At 71.0% G+C, this 21,359-nt stretch carries 14 protein-coding genes and 2 pseudogenes; 3 read left to right on the forward strand and 13 right to left on the reverse strand.

Going from position 1 to position 21,359, the window contains the following annotated elements; all coding sequences use genetic code 11:
• The 5 genes and pseudogenes from ACF1A1_RS38665 to solA form a co-directional block, all read right to left on the reverse strand.
• Nucleotides 1-275: pseudogene (locus tag ACF1A1_RS38665) on the reverse strand (ABC transporter permease); the annotation flags it as partial.
• Between the two features lie 3 nt (nt 276-278).
• Nucleotides 279-1,421: an ABC transporter ATP-binding protein gene (locus tag ACF1A1_RS38670; RefSeq protein WP_392006810.1), complete on the reverse strand. Its 1,143-nt coding sequence runs from the start codon at nt 1,419-1,421 to the stop codon at nt 279-281.
• Nucleotides 1,414-2,517, reverse strand: coding sequence for an extracellular solute-binding protein (locus tag ACF1A1_RS38675; RefSeq protein WP_392006812.1), 1,104 nt, complete (start codon nt 2,515-2,517; stop codon nt 1,414-1,416). The genes ACF1A1_RS38670 and ACF1A1_RS38675 overlap by 8 nt, the downstream gene beginning before the upstream one ends.
• Before the next feature lie 76 nt (nt 2,518-2,593).
• Nucleotides 2,594-3,661: a succinylglutamate desuccinylase/aspartoacylase family protein gene (locus tag ACF1A1_RS38680; protein WP_392006814.1), complete on the reverse strand. Its 1,068-nt coding sequence runs from the start codon at nt 3,659-3,661 to the stop codon at nt 2,594-2,596.
• Nucleotides 3,658-4,797, reverse strand: coding sequence for an N-methyl-L-tryptophan oxidase (gene solA, locus ACF1A1_RS38685; RefSeq protein ID WP_392006816.1), 1,140 nt, complete (start codon nt 4,795-4,797; stop codon nt 3,658-3,660). Before solA ends, ACF1A1_RS38680 begins: the two co-directional genes overlap by 4 nt.
• A gap of 282 nt (nt 4,798-5,079) precedes the next feature.
• Between solA and ACF1A1_RS38690 the strand changes: the two genes are divergently transcribed.
• Together ACF1A1_RS38690 and ACF1A1_RS38695 are read left to right on the forward strand one after the other, a co-directional pair.
• Nucleotides 5,080-5,826, forward strand: a complete 747-nt coding sequence (locus ACF1A1_RS38690) for an IclR family transcriptional regulator (protein ID WP_392006834.1) — start codon at nt 5,080-5,082, stop codon at nt 5,824-5,826.
• Nucleotides 5,827-6,193: 367 nt separating this feature from the next.
• Nucleotides 6,194-6,937: an IclR family transcriptional regulator gene (locus tag ACF1A1_RS38695; protein WP_392006836.1), complete on the forward strand. Its 744-nt coding sequence runs from the start codon at nt 6,194-6,196 to the stop codon at nt 6,935-6,937.
• Between the two features lie 14 nt (nt 6,938-6,951).
• Here the strand turns inward: ACF1A1_RS38695 and ACF1A1_RS38700 are convergent, their stop codons facing one another.
• The 4 genes from ACF1A1_RS38700 to ACF1A1_RS38715 all read right to left on the reverse strand — a co-directional run bounded on the left by ACF1A1_RS38700 (nt 6,952) and on the right by ACF1A1_RS38715 (nt 12,381).
• Complete coding sequence (locus ACF1A1_RS38700; protein WP_392006818.1) at nt 6,952-7,305, reverse strand: cupin domain-containing protein; 354 nt, start codon at nt 7,303-7,305, stop codon at nt 6,952-6,954.
• 212 nt (nt 7,306-7,517) lie between these two features.
• Entirely contained in the window at nt 7,518-8,957 is a 1,440-nt protein-coding gene (locus ACF1A1_RS38705) for an NAD-dependent succinate-semialdehyde dehydrogenase (protein ID WP_392006820.1), read from the reverse strand.
• A complete protein-coding gene (locus ACF1A1_RS38710) occupies nt 8,954-11,116 on the reverse strand; it encodes an FAD-binding and (Fe-S)-binding domain-containing protein (RefSeq protein ID WP_392006822.1) in 2,163 nt (720 codons plus the stop codon). Before ACF1A1_RS38710 ends, ACF1A1_RS38705 begins: the two co-directional genes overlap by 4 nt.
• Nucleotides 11,113-12,381: an aspartate aminotransferase family protein gene (locus ACF1A1_RS38715; RefSeq protein WP_392006824.1), complete on the reverse strand. Its 1,269-nt coding sequence runs from the start codon at nt 12,379-12,381 to the stop codon at nt 11,113-11,115. The genes ACF1A1_RS38710 and ACF1A1_RS38715 overlap by 4 nt, the downstream gene beginning before the upstream one ends.
• A gap of 284 nt (nt 12,382-12,665) precedes the next feature.
• Here ACF1A1_RS38715 and ACF1A1_RS38720 point away from each other — a divergent pair, with 284 nt between their 5' ends.
• Nucleotides 12,666-14,360: a PucR family transcriptional regulator gene (locus ACF1A1_RS38720; RefSeq protein ID WP_392006826.1), complete on the forward strand. Its 1,695-nt coding sequence runs from the start codon at nt 12,666-12,668 to the stop codon at nt 14,358-14,360.
• Nucleotides 14,361-14,833: 473 nt separating this feature from the next.
• Here the strand turns inward: ACF1A1_RS38720 and ACF1A1_RS38725 are convergent, their stop codons facing one another.
• From ACF1A1_RS38725 to ACF1A1_RS38740, 4 genes and pseudogenes are all read right to left on the reverse strand, one after another.
• Entirely contained in the window at nt 14,834-16,681 is a 1,848-nt protein-coding gene (locus ACF1A1_RS38725) for an ABC transporter permease subunit (protein WP_392006828.1), read from the reverse strand.
• 15 nt (nt 16,682-16,696) lie between these two features.
• Entirely contained in the window at nt 16,697-18,214 is a 1,518-nt protein-coding gene (locus ACF1A1_RS38730) for an ABC transporter substrate-binding protein (RefSeq protein ID WP_392006830.1), read from the reverse strand.
• A gap of 628 nt (nt 18,215-18,842) precedes the next feature.
• A pseudogene (locus tag ACF1A1_RS38735) lies at nt 18,843-19,256 on the reverse strand (AsnC family transcriptional regulator); the annotation flags it as partial.
• Between the two features lie 426 nt (nt 19,257-19,682).
• Nucleotides 19,683-21,167 (reverse strand): NAD-dependent succinate-semialdehyde dehydrogenase, encoded by a 1,485-nt coding sequence (locus ACF1A1_RS38740; protein WP_392006832.1) that lies wholly within the window; start codon nt 21,165-21,167, stop codon nt 19,683-19,685.
• Between the last annotated feature and the right edge of the window lie 192 nt (nt 21,168-21,359).

Genomic DNA, 21,359 nt, shown 5'->3' on the forward strand with positions numbered 1-21,359 from the left:
ACCAGGCTCAGCACGGCCGTTTCGGCGGAGATCCGCAGCGTGGTGAACAGCACCGACAGGTTCACGCCGGTGAGTGCGTCGGCGTACCAGTGCAGGGTGAACGAGCCGTCGGCGTTCTTCAGGCTCAGCAGCAGCGTGGAGAAGATCGGGTAGACGAACAGCACCAGCAGGTAGACGACGACCGGCAGCGCGTACAGGATCCCGACCCGCGTCCGGCGCGAAGCCAGCAGCTTGCGCGGACGGGCGGGAGCGTTGACGGTAAGGGTGGCGGCCATGACTCACCCCGCCTGTTCGTCGGTGGGGAAGAGGTTGACGTCCTCGGGGTCCGCGCAGATGCCGACTCGCTCGCCGGCGACCGGGCCGCGGCCTGCGGGTACCTCCAGGCGCAGCAGCGGCGCCTGACCGCCGTCGATCCGCACCCCCGCGCGCACCAGCGTGCCGACGTAGGTGGCGGTCTCGACCGTGCCGGTACAGAACCCGTCATCGGCGGCACAGGCCCGCAGCCGGCCCGGCTGGACGGCGACCTTGACCTCGGTGCCGGAGGGCAGGTCGTGGCGGCGGGCCTTGAGCAGGCCACCGGACTGGGTGAGGCGGACGAGGGTGTGCTCGCCGTCGTGCTGCTCGATGCGGCCGGGCAGGAAGTTGGCCGCGCCGAGGAAGTCCGCGACGAAGGGGGTCCTGGGCCGCTCGAACAGCTCCCTCGGAGTGTCGAACTGCTCGATCAGACCGTTGCGCATCACCGCGATACGGTCGGACATGACCAGCGCTTCTTCCTGATCGTGCGTCACGTAGATGACGGTCAGGCCGAGTTCCTGCTGGATGGTCTTGATCTCGACCTGGAGCTGATCGCGGAGCTTCTTGTCCAGGGCGCCGAGCGGCTCGTCCATGAGGATGACCGGCGGGCGGTAGACCAGTGCCCGGCACAGAGCCACACGCTGCTGCTGACCGCCGGACAGCTCACGCGGCTTGCGGCCGCCGAAGCGGGACAGGCCGGCGATCTCCAGGGTTTCCCCGACCCGGCGGCGGATCTCGTCTTTGGGCACGCCGCGCAGGGTGAGCGGGAAGGCGACGTTCTCCTGCACGGTCATGTGCGGGAAGAGCAGGTACTGCTGGAAGACGAAGCCGAGGTTTCGCTTCTGCGGGGCGAGGTGGGTGACGTCGCGGCCGCCGACGGTGATGGTGCCGGAGTCGGGTTCGCAGAACCCGGCGATCATCATCAGCGTCGTGGTCTTGCCCGACCCGGAGGAGCCGAGGAAGGTGACGAACTCCCCCGCCGCGATCTCCATCGACGCCTCGTCGACGGCGACCACGTCCCCGTAGGTCTTGCGCAATGCCACTACCGACAGCGCCTTGCCGGTCGCGGTGGCCGCCTTAGCGCCGGCCACCTTCACCGACGGTGCCGCGATACCGAATTCAGCCACGAGCCCACTCCAACCAGCGCTTGGTGACGGCCGATTCGTTCTTCAGCCACCAGTCGATGTCCGTGTCGAAACCCTTGTCGTAGTACTTCGGCGCACCGGCCAGCGCATTGCGCTCGTCCTCGGTGAGCTTCGCGTAGGCCAGCGGGGACGACGGGTTCGACGGGAAGGCCTTCGCCAGGGCGGCCTGGCTCTCCGCCCGCAGAGAGAAGTCCATGAGCTTGTAGGCGTTGTCCACGTTGGCCGCGCCCTTGGCGATGGCATAGCCCTGGAACTGCCGGCGCATACCGTTGAGCTGCCGTGCGACCGGAACACCCTGCTTCTGCAGGTCAGCCAGCCGGCCGTCCCACACGGTGGACATCGTGACCTCCTGGCGGCTGAGCAGCACACCGGGCAGCGGGCCGCTGTCCCAGAACTTCTTGATGTCGCCCCGCAGCCGCGTCAGCACCTTGAAAGCACGGTCCACATCCAGCGGGTACAGCTTGTCCATCGGGACACCGTCGGCCAGCAGCGCGAACTCCAACTCCGGCAGGTCACCGTCCGGGTTGCACATCGAACGGCCGCCCTTGAACGCTCCGGTGTCCCAGAAGTCCGCCCACGACTCCGGCTTCTTACCCCCGAAAGCATCCGTGCGGTACGCCATACAAGCTCCGTAGAAGCTGCTGCCGACAGCATGCTCGGTGATCTGGTTCTCGGGGATCTTCGCGCTCTTCACGCTCTTGATCCGGTCGAGGTCCAGCGCCTCCAGCGCGTCCTGCTTCACGTACTTCGTGTGGGACATCATCGAGTTGTTGATGAGGTCGCACTGCGGGCGGCCCTGCTTGATCTGCGCCAGCAGCGGAGCGTCGTCCAGGTTCAGCACCTTCACCTGGATGCCGGTCTCCTGCGTGAACGGCGTGTAGATCGCCTTCTGCAGCGCCGCACCATAGGAACCGCCACTGTCACGGACGACCACCGTCTTGCCGCCCTTACCGCCGCCGGCCGAGGCACGGCTGGTGCCGGTACCGCAGGCGCTCAGGGTGGTCGCGGCGGCGACACCCGCGGTGACCCCGCCGATTCCTCTCAGGAACAGTCTGCGGTCTATTCGGGCATCTTTCATTTGGTGCCTCCTGGTGATACTGGCCGTGAGAAGGGTCGGCTTGGGACGTGGAAAGGGGGGCGGCTGAAATGGGGGTCTAGGGGCGGGGATCCGCCTCGTCGGATCCGGCACCCAGACCGGGAGCCCGGAAGGTGTCGGCCCGCGCGGCCGTGTCGGGGTTCCACGGGACGGCGAGGGCGGCGAGTTCGGCGCCGGTGGCCACCGTGAGGGCATGCATCCCGTAGAAGATCCGTCCGTCGGCCGGGGCGTGGACGGTGTGCTCCGTGCCGTCGGTCGGGTCGACGATGCGCCCGAGGAGGTCTCCCTCGGCGACTTCGCCGATGACGTCGGCGTCGAAGGAGAACTCCGGGTACCACAGGCCGGTGGCCTCGGCGGTGACGCCGGCGGACCAGACCCACTCGCGGATCGGTGCCGGAGCGGAACCGTCCTGGTCGAGGACGCTCAGATGGCGAAGTGCCTTCAGCAGGCCGTCGACGCGGCGGAGGGCCGTGGCCTCGTCCCGCTGGCCGAGCTGGCCCACCTCGACGAGGACCGCCGAGATACCCCGGCGGGCGGCGGCCGCGTGACTGTTGCCGCCCTCGGGCGTCAGCCCGAGGATGACGTCCTGGATGCCGAAGGACCCTGCCAGTTCGGCCGTCGCCTTGTCCAGGTCCGGGTCACCGGTGAGGCGGTAGCCGACGAAGTCCCGCAGGACCTGGTCGATGCCGCCGCAGTGCAGGTCGATGTAGACGTCGGCGCCGTCGACGAGGTGCGTGAAGAGCCAGGCGGCCAGCCGTTCGGTGGGGCCGCCGGCCGGGTCGCCGGGGAAGACGCGGTTGAGGTTCACGCCGTCCACCGGGGAGACGTTGAGCCGGCCCTGGTACACGGCGGGCGGGTTGGCGACCGGACAGACGATCACCTGCCCGCTCACCTCGCCGGGCTCCAGCAGGTCCGCCAGGCGCGCGGCGGCCTCGATGGGCGTGAACTCGCCACCGTGCACACCGGCGGTGATGACGACCCGGGGGCCCGGGCGGGTTCCGTTGACCAGGGTCACCGGGATGTCCGCGGTGAGGGTGCCGAGATCGGCCTGGACGGTGCCGCGCGCCTTGGTGCCGGGCCGGGCCTGAAGGGAGCCGAGACAGAGGGTGGTGTCCTGCATGGTCATGCCTCCGTACGGCCGACGGTGGAGAGGAAGTCGATGGGCTGGGACGAGGCGCCGTCCAGCGCGAGGTCCGCGGCGATGTCACCGAAGGCGGGCGAGAGTTTGAAGCCGTGCCCGGAGAAGCCGGCGAGCAGGATGACGTTCTCGGCGCCGGGCAGCGGGCCGACCAGTGGACGGCTGCTCTCGGTGTAGCCCTCCATGTAGACGGAGAGGCGGGTCGGGTCCGGGTGCAGGTCGGGCAGGTAACGCCCGATCAGCTCGGAGAAGATCTCCAGCTCGTCCGGCCGCACGGTGCGGTCCAGTTGGTTGGGGTCGCCGGCGAGCCGGTGCAGCGCGCGGGACAGTCCGAGCTTGACCGAGATGCCGTCCGGGGAGGGCAGGCCGTAGCAGTGGGTGGGTGCCGTGCGGATGAACGCCGGGCGCTCCTCGCCGAACCAGGCGTCGGGGGCGGTGGGCACGTACCAGGCGCTGATGATGCGGCGGACTTCCACCTCCCACGGCAGCTCGGGCAGCAGGTCGTTGACCCAGGGGCCGGGCGTGACGACGGCGGTGTCGAAGCGCTCGCTGCCGGAGTCGGTGCGGATCTCCACGCCGCCCGCGACGGGGACGATCTCGCGGACCGTGCTGTAGCGGTGGATCACGGCGCCCAGCTGCTCGGCGCGGCGGGCTGCGGTCTGGATGGTCAGCTCCGGGCGGATGAAGCCGGCGCGGCGGTCGAGCACGGCCGCGTCGCCGTCCTCGATGCGGTACTGCGGGAAGCGCTTGGCGAGCGTCTCGGCGTCCAGAACCTCGTGGTCGAGGTCGTGTTCGGCGATGGACTGAAGGACGGTGGCCATCTGCTGGTGCTCGGTGGGCCCCATGAGCAGGCATCCGGTCAGTCGGCGCAGCTCCCGGCCGGTCTCCTGCTGGAGCTGCTCCCAAAGGGCGTCGGCGTGCTTGAGGAGCGGGACGTACCGGGAGTCCTCGAAGTGCGCGCTGCGGAAGATCCGGGACTCGCCGCCGGCGGCACTGCGGTCGTGGCCGGGGGCGAACCGGTCGTAGCCGACGACCTCGGCGCCGCGGGCCGTCAGCCGCCAGGCTGCCTGGCTGCCCATCGTTCCGACCCCGACCACCGCGACGCGCTTCCTGGCAGCTGACACAGGGCTTTCCTTTCGTATCGCCGAGGCGCATGCTGGGCCTTCGACGCGAGAATGTTCGATTCGGGATGGTTTGAGCGGGAGCCAGGTCCTCCTTGGGGACCTGCGGCTCGCAACCGCCGCACCTCGCAGTCCGGCTCACTTCCGGGGGATCCCCCCAAGGCCGTGCCACTATGTGGAATGCTGTGCTAGAATCTGGCACAGAGAATGACAGTGGCTTCGGGGAGGCGTCAAGAGGATGTCCAGCAGAAATTTTGTGGATTAACAGGGGGAAACCGGATGGAAATGAAGAGCGTCACCAGGTCGCTTCGGATCCTGGAGGCGGTCGCCCAGCATCAGCCCGTGACCGTTGGGGAGTTGACGAAGCTCTTCGGACTACCGAAGTCCACCGTGCAGCGCACCTTGGTCACGCTGGCGGAGGCCGGCTGGCTGCGCGCCAACCGCAAGGACACCACCCGCTGGGAGATCGGCGCCCGCGTCCTGGCCGTACGCCCTGCCGCACTGCAGGGCTCCAGCCTGTTCGCCGCGGCCCGTGAACCCATGGTTCGCCTCCGGGACGCGGTGAACGAGACCATCCACCTGTCGGTGCCGGACGCCCTGCAATGCATGGTCGTGGTGGACCGCGTCGACTGCGACCAGGCCGTACGCACCTTCCACACGATCGGCGACACCTCGCCCCTGCACGCCACCGCCGTCGGGCGCGCCGTTCTCGCCCACCTTCCGGGGCAGGACGTCGAAGAGCTCGTCGCGGCCGGGCTGGAGCGGTTCAGCGACACGACGCCCGTCGAGCCCGACGAGTTGCGCGCCGAGCTGGACCGGATCCGCACCGACGGCTACGCGGTCAACCGCAACCAGTACCGGCCGGGCGTCTGCGCCGTCGCCGCCGCCGTGCTCGACGAGCACGGCACCCCGCTGGCAGCGGTGGCAATCTCCATGCCCGAGGCGCGGTACGACGGCGAGCAGACACCCAAGTGGGGCCGCCTCGTCACAGACACAGCCGCGGAGATCTCACAGCGCCGCCTGGGCGCCTGAACGGCAGTAGACCGCCGCAAGCGGTGACCGAGGGTCGGCCTCGCACGCGTCAGCACGCGAGGCCGACCCTCAGCCTTGTGTCACGGCAGCCACCGCCCTGTGCCCGACCGACGGAAGGTCGGGCACAGGGCGGCCGCACCACGCGGCACGGCGGGCCTGCTCAAGGCCCTACCGCTGTCCATCGCCGCGGGGAATCAGGACCCCGGCGCACCTCAGGGACGGTCCACTGATCGACCGACTCCTACCGCGTTCCACATCGTGGCACGCTATGCTGGAATCCGGCACAGATGGTGACCGTGACTCCGTGCTGGAGTCAAGAGGCAATGAGAACCAGGGATCCGCAGGTCCGAGGGGGCATCGAATGGAAATGAAGAGCGTCACCAGGTCGCTCCGGGTTCTGGAGGCAGTCGCCAGACATCAACCCGTGACCGTCGGGGAGTTGACGAAGATTTTCGGGCTGCCGAAGTCCACCGTGCAGCGCACGCTGGTCACCCTCAACGAGGCGGGCTGGCTGCGGGCGAACCGCAAGGACACCACCCGCTGGGAGGTCGGCGCCCGCGTCCTGGCCGTACGACCCGCCGCACTGCAGGGCTCCAGCCTCTTCGCCGCGGCCCGTGAACCCATGATCCGGCTCCGCGACGCGCTGAACGAGACCATCCACCTGTCGGTACCGGACGCCCTGCACGCCATGGTCGTCGTCGACCGCGTCGACTGCGACCACGCCGTACGCACCTTCCACGCCATCGGCGACACCTCGCCCCTGCACGCCACGGCCGCCGGGAACGCCGTCCTCGCCCATCTGGGGAAGTCCGAGATAGCCGAGGTCACCGCGGGGACCTTGGAGGGGTACGGCGAGGAGACCATCACCGACCCGGGGCAACTGCGCGCGGAGCTCCGCCGTGTGAGAGAGCGTGGCTACGCCGTCAACCACAACCAGTATCTGCAGGGTATCTGCGCGATCGCGGCACCCGTGCTCGACGGTGAGGGCACACCGCTGGCCGCCGTGGCCGTCTCCCTGCCCGACTCCCGCTTCGAGCCCGACCGGCTGCCCGAGCTGGGCCGGCTGGTCTCCGAGACGGCGGCGGAGATCACCGCCCGGCACCTGGCCTGACGACGCTCCCGGCGTCACTTCACGATCACGTAGATCTTGCGCACGGTTTCGATGGTCTTCCAGACACCGACGAAGCCCGGCTTCATGACAAAGCTGTCGCCCGCCTTGTAGACCACGGGCTCGCCGCCTTCCGGCGTGAGTTCGACGACGCCGGCGAGGATGTGGCAGAACTCGAAGGTCTCGCCCTTGATCGAGCGCGTCTCGCCGGGCGTCGCTTCCCAGACTCCCGTATGGATCATCTCCCCGCGGGCGATGTCCTGGGGCCAGGTCATGAACGCGGGGTCGCCGGACACCAGACGTTCCGGGAGCGGGCCGGACTTGCGCGGAGCGAAGGAGGGATCGGTGTCGATGGTCTTCAGGAGCGACATGTCTTTCCTTTCCTGGACTTGAGAGATTCATGGCCGCGGCCCCGGTCGATCCCCGGGCCCGGGCAGGAGAAGCTGCGGGAGTCGCCGGCTGCCGAGGCAGTCGCCGAGGACAGATCACGGGCCGCCCACCCGCACCCGGCGGCGTGGAGGGCCGGGCACGGGTGGGGCCTCGTCACGGTGCGTGCTGCGGCGCGGTCAGGGCATGACCGCCGTCAGCTCACGGGCACCGCGAGGTACTGGTACTCCAGGAACTCGTCGATCCCCACCCGGCCACCCTCGCGGCCCAGCCCCGACTGCTTGACGCCGCCGAAGGGTGCGGCGGGGTTGGAGACGAGACCCGTGTTCAGCCCCACCATGCCCACCTCCAGCCGCTCGCTCACCCGCAGGGCACGGTCGAGGCCCTCGGTGAAGACGTAGCCGACCAGGCCCCAGGGGGTGTCGTTGGCCCGGCGGATCACGTCGTCCTCGTCGTCGAAGGTGAGGATCGCGGCGACGGGGCCGAAGATCTCCGTGTCCATCAGGCGGCTGCCGGGATCGACGTCGGCCAGCACGGTCGGTGGGTAGAAGCAGCCGGGGCCTTCGGGCGTACGGCCGCCGACGAGTACCTGCGCCCCGCGCTCCACCGCGTCGGCGACGAGTTCCTCCACCTTGGCGCGTCCCCTCCTGTCGATCAGGGGGCCGACGTCGACGCCGTCCCGGGTGCCCGGGCCGACGATCAGCGCGCCCATCCGCTCGGCCAGCCGCCGCCCGAACTCCTCCGCCACCGAGCGGTGCACGAAGAAACGGTTGGCGGCCGTGCACGCCTCGCCCATGTTGCGCATCTTGGCGACCATCGCCCCGTCCACGGCCTTGTCCAGGTCGGCGTCCTCGAAGACGATGAACGGGGCGTTGCCGCCCAGCTCCATCGAGGTCCGTACGACCGCCTCCGCGCTCTGGGCGAGCAGCAGCTGTCCGACGGCCGTGGAGCCGGTGAAGGAGAGCTTGCGAATCCGCCCGCCGCGCAGGAGCGGTTCGCACACCTCCCCCGCGCGGGAGGTGGTGACGACGTTCAGCACGCCGTCCGGCAGCCCGGCCTCCTTGAGGATCGCGGCGAGGGCAAGGCTGGAGAGAGGGGTCTGCGGGGCCGGCTTGAGCACCATCGTGCAGCCGGCGGCGACCGCCGGGCCGATCTTGCGGGTGCCCATCGCCAACGGGAAGTTCCACGGAGTGATCAGCAGGCAGGGGCCGACCGGGCGACGGGAGAGCAGCATGCGGTTGCGGCCGTCCGGCAAGGTGGCGAGGCCACCGTCGATACGCACGGCCTCCTCGGAGAACCAGCGGAAGAACTCCGCCGCGTACGCCACCTCTCCCCTGGCCTCGGCCAGCGGCTTGCCCATCTCGGACGTCATCAGGTGGGCGAGTTCGTCGGTGCGCTCGAGGATGATCTCGTAGGCACGGCGCAGGATCTCGCTGCGCACCCGGGGCGCCGTACGCGTCCACTCCTCCTGCGCCTGCACGGCCGACTCCTCGGCGAGCTTCGCGTCCTTGGCACCCGCGTCGGCGACGTGGCAGAGGATCTCCCCGGTGGCGGGGTCGTCGACGGGCATGGTGGCGCCGTCCGCGGCATCCACCCAGGCACCACCGATGAACAACTGCGTGGGCGTGTCGGTCATGAGTTCTCTCCTGGTTGTCCGGGCCGGTCGGCGGCGGGGTCGAGCAGTTCCGCGAGGTGCAGGGCGCGGATGCCCCGGTCACCGGCGAGGTGGTCGATCTGGGTGGCGCAGCTGAAGCCGTCGGCCACGACGACGGCCGGCGTATGGGGGTCCACGTCGTCGAGACGCGGCCGCAGGGCGAGGTCGGCGACGGCCATCGAGGTGTCGTAGTGCTGTTCCTCGAAGCCGAAGTTTCCGGCGAGCCCGCAGCAGCCCTCGGCCTCGTCGATCTTGTGTACGCCGAGGCGGCCGAGCAGGTCGCGGGGGTGACGGCCCTTGAAGGTGGCGTACTCGTGGCAGTGGGTCTGCAGGACCACGTTGTCCGGCAGCTCCGGGGGCGCCCAGCCGGGGGTGGCGAGGTCGGTCAGGGCTCCGGTGAGGGTGTGGACGCGGGCCGCGACGCGCCGCGCGGCGTCGGTGCCGAGGAGTTCGGGCACGTCACGCTTGAGCGCCGCGGCACAGCTGGGTTCGGCCACCACGATCGGCCGGTCGTCGCCGTTGTCCAGGTGGGCGACGGTGCGGGCCATGATGCGGCGCGCGAGCGACAGCTGTCCGGTGCTCACCCAGGTCAGACCACAGCACAGGCCGTCCTGTGCCGTGCAAGGGATGCCGGCGTCGGCGAGTACGCGGCTCGCGGCCCCGGCCACTTCAGGGCGGAAGGCGCGAGTGAAGCTGTCCACGTCACCGTGCTCGCCCGACAGCGTCCCGCCGTGCTCGACGACCAGGGCAGCCGCCTCGGTGAGGAACCGGCGGGCGGCGGCCCGCCCGGGATCCGTGGCCAGGTCGAAGTCGATGCGGACGTGGACGCAGCCGGCGCCGAAGTGCCCGTACAGCACGCCGGTCAGGCCGTGCGTGGCCAGCAGCTTGCGGAAGTCCCGCAGGTAGGCGGCCAGGTTCTCGGGCGCGACGGCGGCGTCCTCCCAGCCGGGCCAGGACTCCCCGCCGTCGACGAGACGAGCCGCGAGCCCCGCCCCGTCCTCACGGACCCGCCACAGCGAGCGCCGCTCGGCCGGGCTGTGCACGACCCGCCCGCCGGTCATCCGGCCCCGGGCCTTGAGCACCTCCAGCAGTTCGTCGGCGCGGGCGTCGACGACCGCCTGATCGTCGCCGTCGAGCTCGACGTACAGCCAGGCGCGTCCCTCGGGGAGTCCGGTGACGGAGTCCGGGCCGCGGCGGGCGCGCATGGTGGCGACGATGGCCTCGTCCATGCCCTCGACGGCGGTGGGGTGCCGGCGGAGGATCTCGGGGACGTCCTCGGCGGCGTCGACCACGTCGTCGTAGCCGAGGGTGAGGAGGGTGGAAGCCTGTGCGGTCGCCACCAGGCGGACCGTCGCGGCGGTGACGACCGCACAGGAGCCCTCGGTGCCCACCAGGGCGCGGGCCATGTCGAAGCCGTGCTCGGGCAGCAGGTGGTGCAGCTGGTAGCCGGACACCTGACGCGGAACGCGGCCCAGCTCGGTACGGATCGGCGCCAGATCGGCCTCGATCGGGCGGCGTACGTCCGCTTCGAGGCGGGCGACCCGCTCGACTGCGTCCGTGTCGTTCGGATCGGCCGCGCGCAGGCCGGTCCGGTCGGCGACGGCCCGCACGCCGTCGGCCGTCACGATCTCCAGCGCCTCGATGTGGCTGCTGGTGCGCCCGTGTCGCACCGACCGGTTGCCGCAGGCGTCGTTGCCGATCATCCCACCGAGGGTGCGCCGGCTGTGCGAGGACGGGTCGGGGCCGAAGGTGAGTCCGTGCAGTGCGGTCGCGCCGCGCAGCGCGTCCGGGACCACTCCGGCCTCGACGCGCGCGGTGCGCGCGGTCGGGTTGATGTCCAGGATCCGGTTCATGTAGCGGGAGAAGTCCAGGACGACGCCCGGCCCGACCGCGTTGCCCGCCATGCTGGTGCCGCCGCCGCGCGCGGTGACCGGAACATGTGCCTCGCGGCAGGCCCGCAGCACCGCGACGACGTCGTCGGCGCTGCGGGGAAAGACCACGGCCCGCGGCGGAACCCGGTAGTTGGAGGCGTCGTAGGCGTAGAGGCCGGTGGAGCCGGGGCCGGTCTCCACCCGCAGGCCGGGAGCGGTCTCGGCGAGCCGCGCGACCAGCGGCTCCAGGGCCGTGGTGGTGTCCGTCATCGCCCTGTCGCTCCCGATGTGCCGACCTCGACGGCGGTCGCCCATGCCTGGAGACCCTCGTCCACCGCCGCCTCGTCGATCACGAGCGCGGGAATCATGCGGACCACCTGGTTCCAGGCCCCGCACAGCAGCAGGAGCAGGCCCTCGTCGACGGCGGCCCGCTGCACGCGGGCGGCGGTCTCCGGGTCGGGGCTGCCGTCCTCGGTGACGAACTCGGTGGCCAGCATCAGTCCGAGGCCCCGTACGTCGCCGATTCCCGCGGTACGGTCGGCCACCGCCTCCAGGCCGTGGCGCAGCCGCGCGCCCATGGCCTCGGCGTTCTCGACGAGCTTCTCGTCGCGCACGACGTCGAGGGTCGCGCAGGCGGCGGCGCAGGCGACGGCGTTGGCGCCGTACGTACCGCCCTGGGAGCCGGGCCATGCCCGGGACATCAACTCCTCGGAGGCCGCGATGCCGGACAGCGGGAAGCCGCTGGCCAGGCCCTTGGCGGTGACGAGGATGTCGGGCGTGACGCCGAAGTGGTCGTGGCCCCAGAAGCGGCCGGTGCGGCCGACGCCGGTCTGCACCTCGTCGAGGATCAGCAGGAAGCCGTGCCGGTCCGCGCGCTCCCGCAGGCCTTCGAGGAAGGCTCGTGTGGCGGGCACGTATCCGCCCTCGCCGAGCACCGGCTCGACGATGACCGCGGCCGTGTCGGCGGGTGAGGAGATCGTCTGGAGTGTGTAGTCCAGCTCCCGGAGGGCGAAGCGGGTGGCGGTCTCCTCGTCCCAGCCGTAGCGGTAGGCCGTCGGGAAGGGGGTGACGACCACGCCGCTCATCAGCGGGGAGAAGCCGGAGCGGAAGCGGGTGCCGGAGGTGGTCATGGAGGCGGCGGCGACCGTACGGCCGTGGAAGCCGCCGTGGCAGACGAGGACGTTCGGGCGGCCGGTGGCCTGGCGGGCCAGCCGCAGCGCGGCCTCGACGGCCTCGCTGCCGGAGTTGGTGAAGAACAGGCTGTCCAGGCCGGCCGGCAGCACCTCGCCGAGCTTGTCGACCAGACGCCGCAGGGGCTGGTGCATGACCGTCGTGTACTGGCCGTGGATGAGCGTGCCCACCTGCTCCTGCGCCGCCGCCACGACCTTGGGGTGGCAGTGCCCGGTGCTGGTGACGCCGATGCCGGCGGTGAAGTCGAGATAGCGGCGCCCGTCCTCGCCGTAGAGGTGGACGCCCTCGCCCCGGACCGCCACCACGGGCGTGGCCTGGCGCAGCTGCGGCGACAGTGCGGTCATGTTCGTCTCCCGGCCTCGGTGTTCGGTCTGCTGCGGTTCTGCTGCGGTTGTACTGCGGTCTGACGAGCATCTCGGCGGACCAGGGCCGCGCCAACGCGCGATCTGTCCGGCCGGGACTCGAGATCCGGACGTTGTGTCAGCCGCGCCGGGCCCTTCACCCCGCCCCTCCGCCTCGTAGCTGCCGTCTCCGGGCTCTTGCGCAGGTCAGCGACGCTTGTCAGAGTGACGGGGCACTTCCCGAGCTCTGTGGCTTCACCGGAGCCGGGACCCCCCATGGAGGCACCGTGAGCGAGAACCACCCCACGGCTCCAGGGCCGGGCGCCGACGGCCCCGACGCCTGCGTGCCGGGCCGCGAAGTGAACACCGCCGGCCGCCCGCTCACCGTGGCCGACGTACTGGCCCTTCCCGTCCTGGCCGCGGGACAGCCCCAGGTCGTCACCGGCTTGTCCCGGCTCGACCGCCCCGTCCGCTGGGTCCACATCACCGAACTGACCGACCCCGCCTCCTTCCTGAAGGGCGGCGAACTCGTCCTGACCACCGGGATGCCTCTGCCCGAGGAGCCGGCGGGCGTACGCCGTTACGTCGACGAACTCGCCGACATCGGCGCGGCGGTCCTGGTCATCGAGCTGGTCCGCCGCTACCACCGCCCGCCCGACGCCCTGGTCCACGCCTGCGAGGTCCGCGGCCTGCCCCTCGTCACCCTGGCCAAGGACGTCAACTTCCTGGAGGTCACCCAGGTCGTCCACGCGTTCATCCTCGGCAACCAGGCCGAGGTGATGCGGCGGACCCAGCGCGTCCACGAGGCGTTCACCGCCCTCACCCTGCGCGGCGCCGGGCCCGAGGACGTCGTACGCGCCGCCGCCGAGATGAGCGGCCACACCGTCGTACTGGAGAACCTGGTCCACCAGGCACTCGTCTGCGAGCGTTCCGGTGACACGGCTGAGGCGGCGCTCACCTCCTGGGAACAGCGCTCCCGAGCGACACCGCCCGCCGACCACACCACCGTCTCCGGCCCCGAGGGCTGGCTCGTGGCGCCCGTCGAGTACCAGGGCGAACGCTGGGGCAGGGTGGCCATGCTCCCGCCCCCGCCTGGCCCGGCCCCTCACTCGGCCTTCGGCCCGTTCGGTCCGGAAGCCGTCACGGTCCTGGAGAGAACCGCGATGGCCCTGACCATCGCCCGTCTCACCCACCACACGCCGTGGGAACGCGCAGCACACCGCGGCGTGCTGCGCGACCTCGTCGAACAGCGCCACCGCTCGCCCGCCGACGCCGAGGCCCGGATCGCCGCGCTGGGCCTGCCCACGGCGGGCTCCGGCTTCATCGCCGTCCTCGCGGACGTCCCCTGCGAGGACGACACGGCCAAAGCCGAGGAACTCCTCTCCGAGGAGCTGAAGAAGAAGGGAACACAGGCCCTCGTCGGCCTCCTCGCACCGACCCGCCTCGGCATCCTCCTGTCCCTGCGCCCCGAGCAACCGTGGCGACCCGTCGTCGAGCACCTGAGCCGCACCGCACTCGACCTGGTTCCCGGGACAATGGTGAGCACGGGCAGCGAGGCGGCAGACCTCCCTGCCGTCGCCCGCTCCTTCCGTGAGGCGACCCGCGTCGCCGAAGCCACCGAGCCCGGCCAGCCGCTCCCGCCGGACCGCTCTTACCACGAACGATCCGACATCGGCCTGCGTCGCCTTCTCTTCGCCCTGCGCGACGACACCCGGATCCAGGACTACGCCGAACGCCGGCTCGGCCGACTCGCCGACCACGACGCCCGCCACGGCACGGACCTGCTGACCACCCTGCGCCACTACCTGGACGCGGCAGGCAACAAGACGGTGGCCGCCCGCTCCGGCGGTCTGTCCCGCGAGACCGTCTACCAACGACTGCGCGCCATCGAGCGGATACTCGACTGCGACCTCGAGTCCGGCGAACAGCGCACCGAACTGCACGTGGCACTCACGGCCCTCGACGTCCTGCGGCTCCCATGAGGTCCGTGCCGGTCGATGCCCTTTTCCTGCGTCTGACAGGCCATCAGAGTGGGGTGTCGCAAACGCCACTTCACGCATCAGGACGTTCGGCCCAGTTGGACAGGTGGCTCACACGGGGATGGGTGAACGAGCCACGATCCTGAACGACTCCCAGTGAGCTGCGCCCTCGACGGCTTCCACACCACATCCCCGGGCCGAGCAGCCGCCCGGTCTTCGACGGCTATCTCCTCAACCCCGGTGACCACCTGCCCGTCAACCCCGTGGCACCGGCCAACCGGTCCCCAGGAGGCACCCGACGCATCGCGGACGGCCGCGAGCCCAGCTGCTCCGGTCCCAGGTATCGGGTCGATACACCTAACGGCCCGATACCTGGTTGCGGGAACTGGCACAGCTGCTGGTGGGGATCGGGCACCGGAGACGGGTCAGGTGTCGCCGCACCCATTGACCATCACCGGGACCGCGATGGGGCGGCGTCATACAACCGACCGGGGTTCAGTTCGCCCGGCACTGACCTTGTCCTCCCCCTGCACACCTCTCCTACGGGACCGACGGGACATCCGGCCCCGGACTGACGCCGGGCCGCGCACAGCCGCGGCGTCCGTGCCGGAGAGGGCGAGGACGGAGAGCAGGACGAGTGCGCAGGCCGGGCCGAGTACGGTCCAGGGCGCCAGTTCCGCGTACGGCTGGTTCTCCGACAGCAGGCGGCCCCACTCGGCGGTGGGCGGCTGTTCGCCCAGACCGAGGAAGCCGAGGGAGGCCAGTACGAGGACGGTGGTGGGCAGGCGCAGGAGGGCGTTGCGCAGGACGGGGGGCAGTACGGCGGGGAACAGGTGGTGGCGGAGGAGGTAGCCCGGGCCGGCGCCGAAGGAGAGGGAGGCGAGCATGTGGCCGCTGGCCCGTTCCTGTTCGAGCAGGGCCGCGGCCTGGGCGGCGTAGGGGGTCCAGCCGACCAGGCAGACCGCGAGGGCGGCACCCGAGGCCGACGGGCCGGTCACCGCCGTGGTCAGCATTCCGGCGAGGACGGCAGGCATCGTCGATACCACTTCCGTGAGCCCCGCGCCGACCTGTGCCGCCATGCCGAGCAGCAGCCCGGTGAGCGTGCACACCGCGGTCACCACGAGGGCCGCGCCCACTGTGCGCAGCGCGCCGTGGCCGAGGCGGGCGAGCAGATCGCGGCCGAGCGCATCCGTGCCCAATGGGTGTGCGGCTGAGGGCGGGAGCAGTCGGGCCGCGGTGTCCACGTGGAGGGGATCGCGGAGCAGCCCGGCGGTGACGAGAGTGAGCAGGGCGAGGGCGCAGGCCATGGCGGCCCAGCGGGTGAAGCGCCCTCGGGCAGCGGCCGGTGCGTGCAGGGTGGGCAGGGCGCCGTCCCGCAGGGCTGGGCCGAGCAGGGCGCGGCGCAGGGCCTGGATGAGGAGGCCGGCGACGACGCCGAGCAGGATGAGGGCGAGTGTCGCGGTCCGCAGGGGCGGGAGGTCCTGGGCGATGGCGGCGTCCAGGGCGAGACGGCCGAGGCCGGGAATGTTGAAGATCTTCTCCACCGCGACGGCACCGCCGACCAACCCCACGACGGTCGGCAGGAGTTGGGGGAGCACCCCGGCCAGCGCGCGGCGCAGCGCGTGCCGGGCGACGTGGTGGGGTGCGAATCCGTAGGCGTGCCAGGTCCGGGTCCACGGTTCGTTGAAGGCGGCGGGGAGCGACTGGTCGAGCAGCCCGCCGATCATCGCCCCGGACGGAACCCCGAGGGCGAGCGCGGGCAGCACCATCGACGCCGGCCCCTCCCACCCGCTGGACGGGATCCAGCCCAGCCAGACCCCGAAGACGGTGGCGAGGAGGGAGGCGAGCAGGAACTTGGGCAGCGCGGCGAGGACGGCGACCCCGATGGTCCCTCTCCCCCGGTGCAGCCGTCGCCGGGAGCCGAGATACAGGGTGCGGGCACTGACCAGCGCGGCGACCGCGGTCGTGACGACGAGCGCCCCGAGCATCAGCGTGAAGGAGACCGCGAAGGCGCCCGTCACCAGGGGAAGAACCGCCTCACCCGACACCCAGGAGGTGCCCGCGTCGCCATGCGGCAGCCCGCTCAGCCAGTGCGCGAGATGCGTGAACGGTCCCTTGTCCAGCCCCAGTTGTTCCCTGACGGCGGCCAGTTGCGCCGGCGTCGGATCCTGGTCGGCGGAACGGGCCCGCAGGACGGTCAGCGCGGGGTCGTTGCCGGACAGCCAGGGCAGCATGGCCACGGCCGTCAGCAGCGCGGCCCCGGCGACAAGGTGGCCGAGGCCCGCGCGCCACCGGGACGGGCGGGCCTCGGTACCAGCTGACATGACGCTCATCGGCCGCTACTTCAGGTGGGTGTCGACGTCGATCAGGGAGCGCTCGCGCGGGTCGAGGAGCACGCCCTCGACGTTGGTGGCGATGCCCTGGACGACCTTCTCGTGGACCAGCGGGACGACGGCGTCGGTGCGCAGGATCTGCGCCTCGGCGGCCATGATCTTCCGCTGTCGCTTCGTCGTGTCGCCTTCCTCGGCGGCGGACTTGATGGCCTGGTCCACCTTGGAGTCCTTCAGACGGGCGATGTTGTACACGCCGTCGCTCTTGTAGTCGCTCGCCAGGTAGGCGACCGCGTCGCCGGTGTCGAGGAGCACCACCCTGGAGAAGACGAGGGCGTCGTACTTGCCGGCGAGGAGGTCGGCCTCCATCTGCGTGTACTCGCGTACGTCCTGCTTCACGGTGAACCCGGCCTGCTCCAGCTGCTGCTGCAGCACGGTGGCGGCCTCGGGCAGTTCCGCGCGGTTGGTGAAGGTGGCCAGACGCAGGACCTTGCCCTTCGTCTTGGACTTGACCTGCGCGGTCGTCGCGGGCTTGGCGCGGCCGGTGACCTCGACACGCTTGTCGGCCGCCCAGGCCACGGCGGGTCCGAACAGGCCCTGCGCGGGGTCGGCGTACCCGCCGAAGACCGAGTCGACGAGCGCCGAGCCGTCCACGGCCTCACGGGCCGCCGCGCGCAGCGCCGGGTCGGTGAACAGGCCGTCGCCGGTGTTGAGGATGAGGCTGTCGGTCCGTACGGACGGCACTTCGTGACGGGTTCTCGCGTCCAGCAGCTTCGCCTGGGCGGTGGGGATCCACTCGGCGATGTCGACGTCGCCGCCTCGCAGGGCGTTGGCACGGGCGGTGCCGTCGGCTATCCACGTCACGTCGATGCCGGGCGCCTTGGCCTTGCCGCCCCAGTAGCCGTCGTAACGGTCGAGCGTGGCCTTGGACTTGCCGGTGAGCTTCGTGACCCTGAAGGGGCCGGTTCCGGTGCCGATCGGGCTGGCGGTGCCGTCCTTCGCGTACGCCTTGGCGGAGAGGATGGCCAGCACCGGGCTGGCCAGGCGCAGCGGGAGCACCGGGTCGGCGGCCTTGGTGCTGATGGTGACCGTGTCGGCGTCGTCGGCCTTCGCGGTGAGGGTGACGCCGCTGAGGACGCGGGGCTTGGGCGTTGCGGCGTCGGCGTGGTCGAGGGCGTTGACGACCGCGTCGGCGGTCACCTGCGTGCCGTCCTGGAAGGTGGCCTTGCGCAGCTCGAAGGTCCAGGTCGTGGGGTTGGTCTGCTTCCAGGACTTCGCCAGCGCGGGCGCGGCGGCGCCGTTCTTGTCCAGGGCGGTGAGCCCTTCGACGACGGAGAGCTTGCTCAGCAAGGTGGCGTCGTCGCTGTACGGGGACAGTGCCTGCACCGGCGGCCGGGCGAGCGCGACCCTCAGCCGACCGGCCGACCCGCCTTCCGTATCCGATCCTTTCGCGCCGGACACGAAACAGCCTGCGAGCAGCGGAGTGAGAGCGAGTGCCACGAAGACGCCACGGGGGGTCGTACGCATGGGAGGTCCTGTCATGCGAGAGAGGGTGGTTTGGGCCCCTGCGCGCCAGATGTGGGCAATGGGGGGCTCCGCCACTATACTTAGGCGATCCTTACTTGATCTACCTCGGTAGGTGAATTCTCAACCAACGAGATCGCTGCGCACGAGGTAACGGCATCCGCGACCGGATGGCTCCGCTACGGCGTGACCTGGCTCATCCCCGCTCCGGCTGACCCGCGAGCCGGCTTCCACCCGTGCGGCGAGCGTCGGCGGCGTACCCGTGAACGGCCACGTCATTGGGCACCGCAACCCGGCTTCGCGGAGGCACACGGTCCCCTGCCCCAACGCCTTCGGCCGCACCTGCGGCCTGCCTGCCGACCGCAGGTTCCACCCGCCGGTCGACCTGCGCGACGAGCGGACCATGGCACTGCTGCAGGCCTGCGAGATCGTGCAGGCCCGCCGGGCGGTCGCCCAACACGCCGACGTCCTCGCGGCCGAGCGCCGCACCCGGTTCGAGTTAACAGTGTCCTGAGTGCGACGCCGAGCCGTCCGAGCAGGCTGGGCTCCGGGACGTGCGCCCTCGCGGCGGCAAGCGGCTCGTATTCAAGCCGCGGGGAGCACCTGACCTCCGAAGCACAGACGATCACTGTCAGCAGAGGCCGTGCGGAGCTGAGGCTGCAATCGCGCCATTCAGCGATGGCGCCACACCCGTTGCACCCGATGCCCAGATGCCCCGTACGCGTTCCAGCGAGGACGCCTCCAGGCACACCACGATGTCGACGTCACCGCTGAGGATCTCGCGGACGACGACGTCGGGGACGCGTTTGAGCGCGGCCAGGACGTCGCCTCCGCGCATGCGGTCCTGGCGGTGGACGAGGACCAGCGCCGAGGTGACATTGCCGATTTCGTCGCACACGCAAACGATGGTGTAGCCGGTGATGTGGCCCTGGCGCTCCGGCCGTTCGATGCGCCGACGCACCGCATTGCGGGACAACAGCACCTTGCCGGCCAGCTCGGAGTACGAGATGCGGGCGTTGCGGGTCAGCTCGGCGATGATCTTCTCGTCGGTGGCGTCCGCGGTTGACCGTCTCCTTCACAAAGTCCGTGGAAACGGCAGCCCCCACGGCACGCGGACCGCGGGGTGCCATGGGTTCCTGCGGAGCATGGTGCGGGCCCGGTGAGGAAGAGCCGAGACTCCCCACCGGGCTTCCGTGGCTGCTCAACGCCCAGACGCCTGCCCAGTTGCTGGATGCCCCTTGCCGTCGGTGACCAGGCACTGCGAGGCAGGTGCCGGCGGCGGGAATTGCTTCACAGCGCCGTCCTGCCGAAGATCCGTGCGGGCGGCCAGCCGGCGGTGTCAAGGCCGCCGGCTGGCCGCCCCGGGGCGGATTTGGCCCCCGCCAGTGGACGTCGCGGAACGGATCATCATCCTGGTCACTGCGTCGCCCGGCCGGCACGTGGGCGACCCCTGCACTGGAGTCCGCCTTGCTCAGGTGTTGAAGCCGGGCAGGGACAGGTACTTGAGCTGCTGGTACTCGTGGAGGCCCTCGGGCCCGCCTTCACGGCCCAGGCCGGACTGCTTGATCCCGCCGAAGGGCGCCGCGACCTCGGAGACCAGGCCGCGGTTGATGCCGACCATGCCGGCCTGCAGACGGGCGGCGACCCGGCGGGCGCGGTCGATGTGGGACGTCATCACGTACGACGCGAGGCCGTGCTCGGTGTTGTTGGCCACCGCTATGGCCTCGGCCTCGGTGGAGAACCGGTGGATGGCGGCGACGGGGCCGAAGACTTCCTCGTGCATGATCGCGGCGTCGGCGGGGACGTGGTCCAGCACGGTGGGGGCAGCGTAGTGGCCCGGCCCGTCAAGGATGTCCGCCTTGCCGACGACGACGGCACCACGGGCCACTGCGTCCTCGACGAGGTGGCGGACCTTGTCCACCGCACGGTGGTCGGCCAGCGGACCGAGCTCGGTGTCCTCCCGGTCCGGGGGTCCCACCCTGGTGGCGGCCATCCGCTCACCCATGGCAGCGGCGAACGCGTCGGCGATTGGCTCCTGGACCAGGAACCGGTTGGCGCCGACACAGGACTGACCGCCCAGCCGCATCTTCGCGATCATCGCTTCGCGGACCGCGAGGTCGAGGTCGGCGTCGTCGAAGACCAGGAACGGCGCGTTGCCGCCCAGCTCCATCGAGGTGCGCAGCACCCGGGCACCACTCTGCTGAAGCAGCAGCCTGCCGACCGGGGTGGACCCGGTGAAGGACAGCTTGCGCAGCCGGGGGTCGGCCAGCAGAGCCGTGCTGACCGCTGCCGCGTCGCTGCTGGTGATCACGGTCAGGACACCCGCGGGCGCGCCGGCCTCGCGCGCCAACTCGCCCAGCACCAGGGAGGACAGCGGGGTGAGCGCGGCCGGCTTGAGCACGGCGGTGCAGCCGGCGGCGAGGGCGGCGGCGGCCTTGCGGGCAGCCATGGCCAGCGGCACGTTCCACGGAGTGATCAGCAGGCAGGGCCCGACCGGTTCGGCGACGGTGACGATGTGACTCCTGCCGTCCGGGGAGGGGGTGCTGCGTGCGTGGGGGCGGACCGCCTCCTCGGCGTACCAGCGGAAATAGGCCGCGGCGTAGTCGACCTCGCCCCGGGCTTCCGTGATCGTCTTGCCGATCTCCAGGGTGATGATCCGGGCCAGACGCTCACGGTGCTCGATCAGGGAGTCGGTGAGCCGGTGCAGGACGGTCGCGCGTTCCCGCGGGCTGGTGCGGGCCCACTGGTCGGCGGCCGCGGCCGCTGCGTCCAGTGCTTTGAGCGCGTCTTGTGCGCCGCAGTCGGCGACGGTGGCTATGACTTCCTCGGTTGCGGGGTTGCGCACCTCGAAGGTGCGACCGCCGGTGGCGGGTTGCCAGTCGTGGGCGAGGAAGCCGCGGGGGACGGATTCGAGGAGTGCCGACTCCCCTGAGGGAGCGGTGAGCGTGTCAGTCATGCGCGTGGCTCTTTCGCTGATCGCAGGATGGTGTGCTGAGAGAGCACGATCGGTGGGTGGTCATACGGCGTCGCCTCCGGGGTTGGCGACGCCGACGGTGTTCTCGACCGACAGCAGTGATTCCTGTCGTCCGGAGCCGAGCCAGCGCACCAGGGCCACCAGGCCCAGGGCGAGGATCGCGAAGGCGATGAG

Origin of the sequence: Streptomyces sp. NPDC014995, from assembly GCF_043080745.1 — a bacterium.
Taxonomy (GTDB): Bacteria; Actinomycetota; Actinomycetes; order Streptomycetales; family Streptomycetaceae; genus Streptomyces.

Excerpts from the sequence above, each read along its gene's own strand:
- ACF1A1_RS38680 (WP_392006814.1), bottom strand. The coding sequence starts at position 3,661 with ATGACCATGCAGGACACCACCCTCTGTCTCGGCTCCCTTCAGGCCCGG.
- ACF1A1_RS38705 (WP_392006820.1), bottom strand. The coding sequence starts at position 8,957 with ATGACCGACACGCCCACGCAGTTGTTCATCGGTGGTGCCTGGGTGGAT.
- ACF1A1_RS38730 (WP_392006830.1), bottom strand. The coding sequence starts at position 18,214 with ATGCGTACGACCCCCCGTGGCGTCTTCGTGGCACTCGCTCTCACTCCG.
- ACF1A1_RS38700 (WP_392006818.1), bottom strand. The coding sequence starts at position 7,305 with ATGTCGCTCCTGAAGACCATCGACACCGATCCCTCCTTCGCTCCGCGC.
- ACF1A1_RS38710 (WP_392006822.1), bottom strand. The coding sequence starts at position 11,116 with ATGACGGACACCACCACGGCCCTGGAGCCGCTGGTCGCGCGGCTCGCC.
- ACF1A1_RS38695 (WP_392006836.1), top strand. The coding sequence starts at position 6,194 with ATGAAGAGCGTCACCAGGTCGCTCCGGGTTCTGGAGGCAGTCGCCAGA.
- ACF1A1_RS38675 (WP_392006812.1), bottom strand. The coding sequence starts at position 2,517 with ATGAAAGATGCCCGAATAGACCGCAGACTGTTCCTGAGAGGAATCGGC.
- ACF1A1_RS38690 (WP_392006834.1), top strand. The coding sequence starts at position 5,080 with ATGAAGAGCGTCACCAGGTCGCTTCGGATCCTGGAGGCGGTCGCCCAG.
- ACF1A1_RS38725 (WP_392006828.1), bottom strand. The coding sequence starts at position 16,681 with ATGTCAGCTGGTACCGAGGCCCGCCCGTCCCGGTGGCGCGCGGGCCTC.
- ACF1A1_RS38740 (WP_392006832.1), bottom strand. The coding sequence starts at position 21,167 with ATGACTGACACGCTCACCGCTCCCTCAGGGGAGTCGGCACTCCTCGAA.
- ACF1A1_RS38715 (WP_392006824.1), bottom strand. The coding sequence starts at position 12,381 with ATGACCGCACTGTCGCCGCAGCTGCGCCAGGCCACGCCCGTGGTGGCG.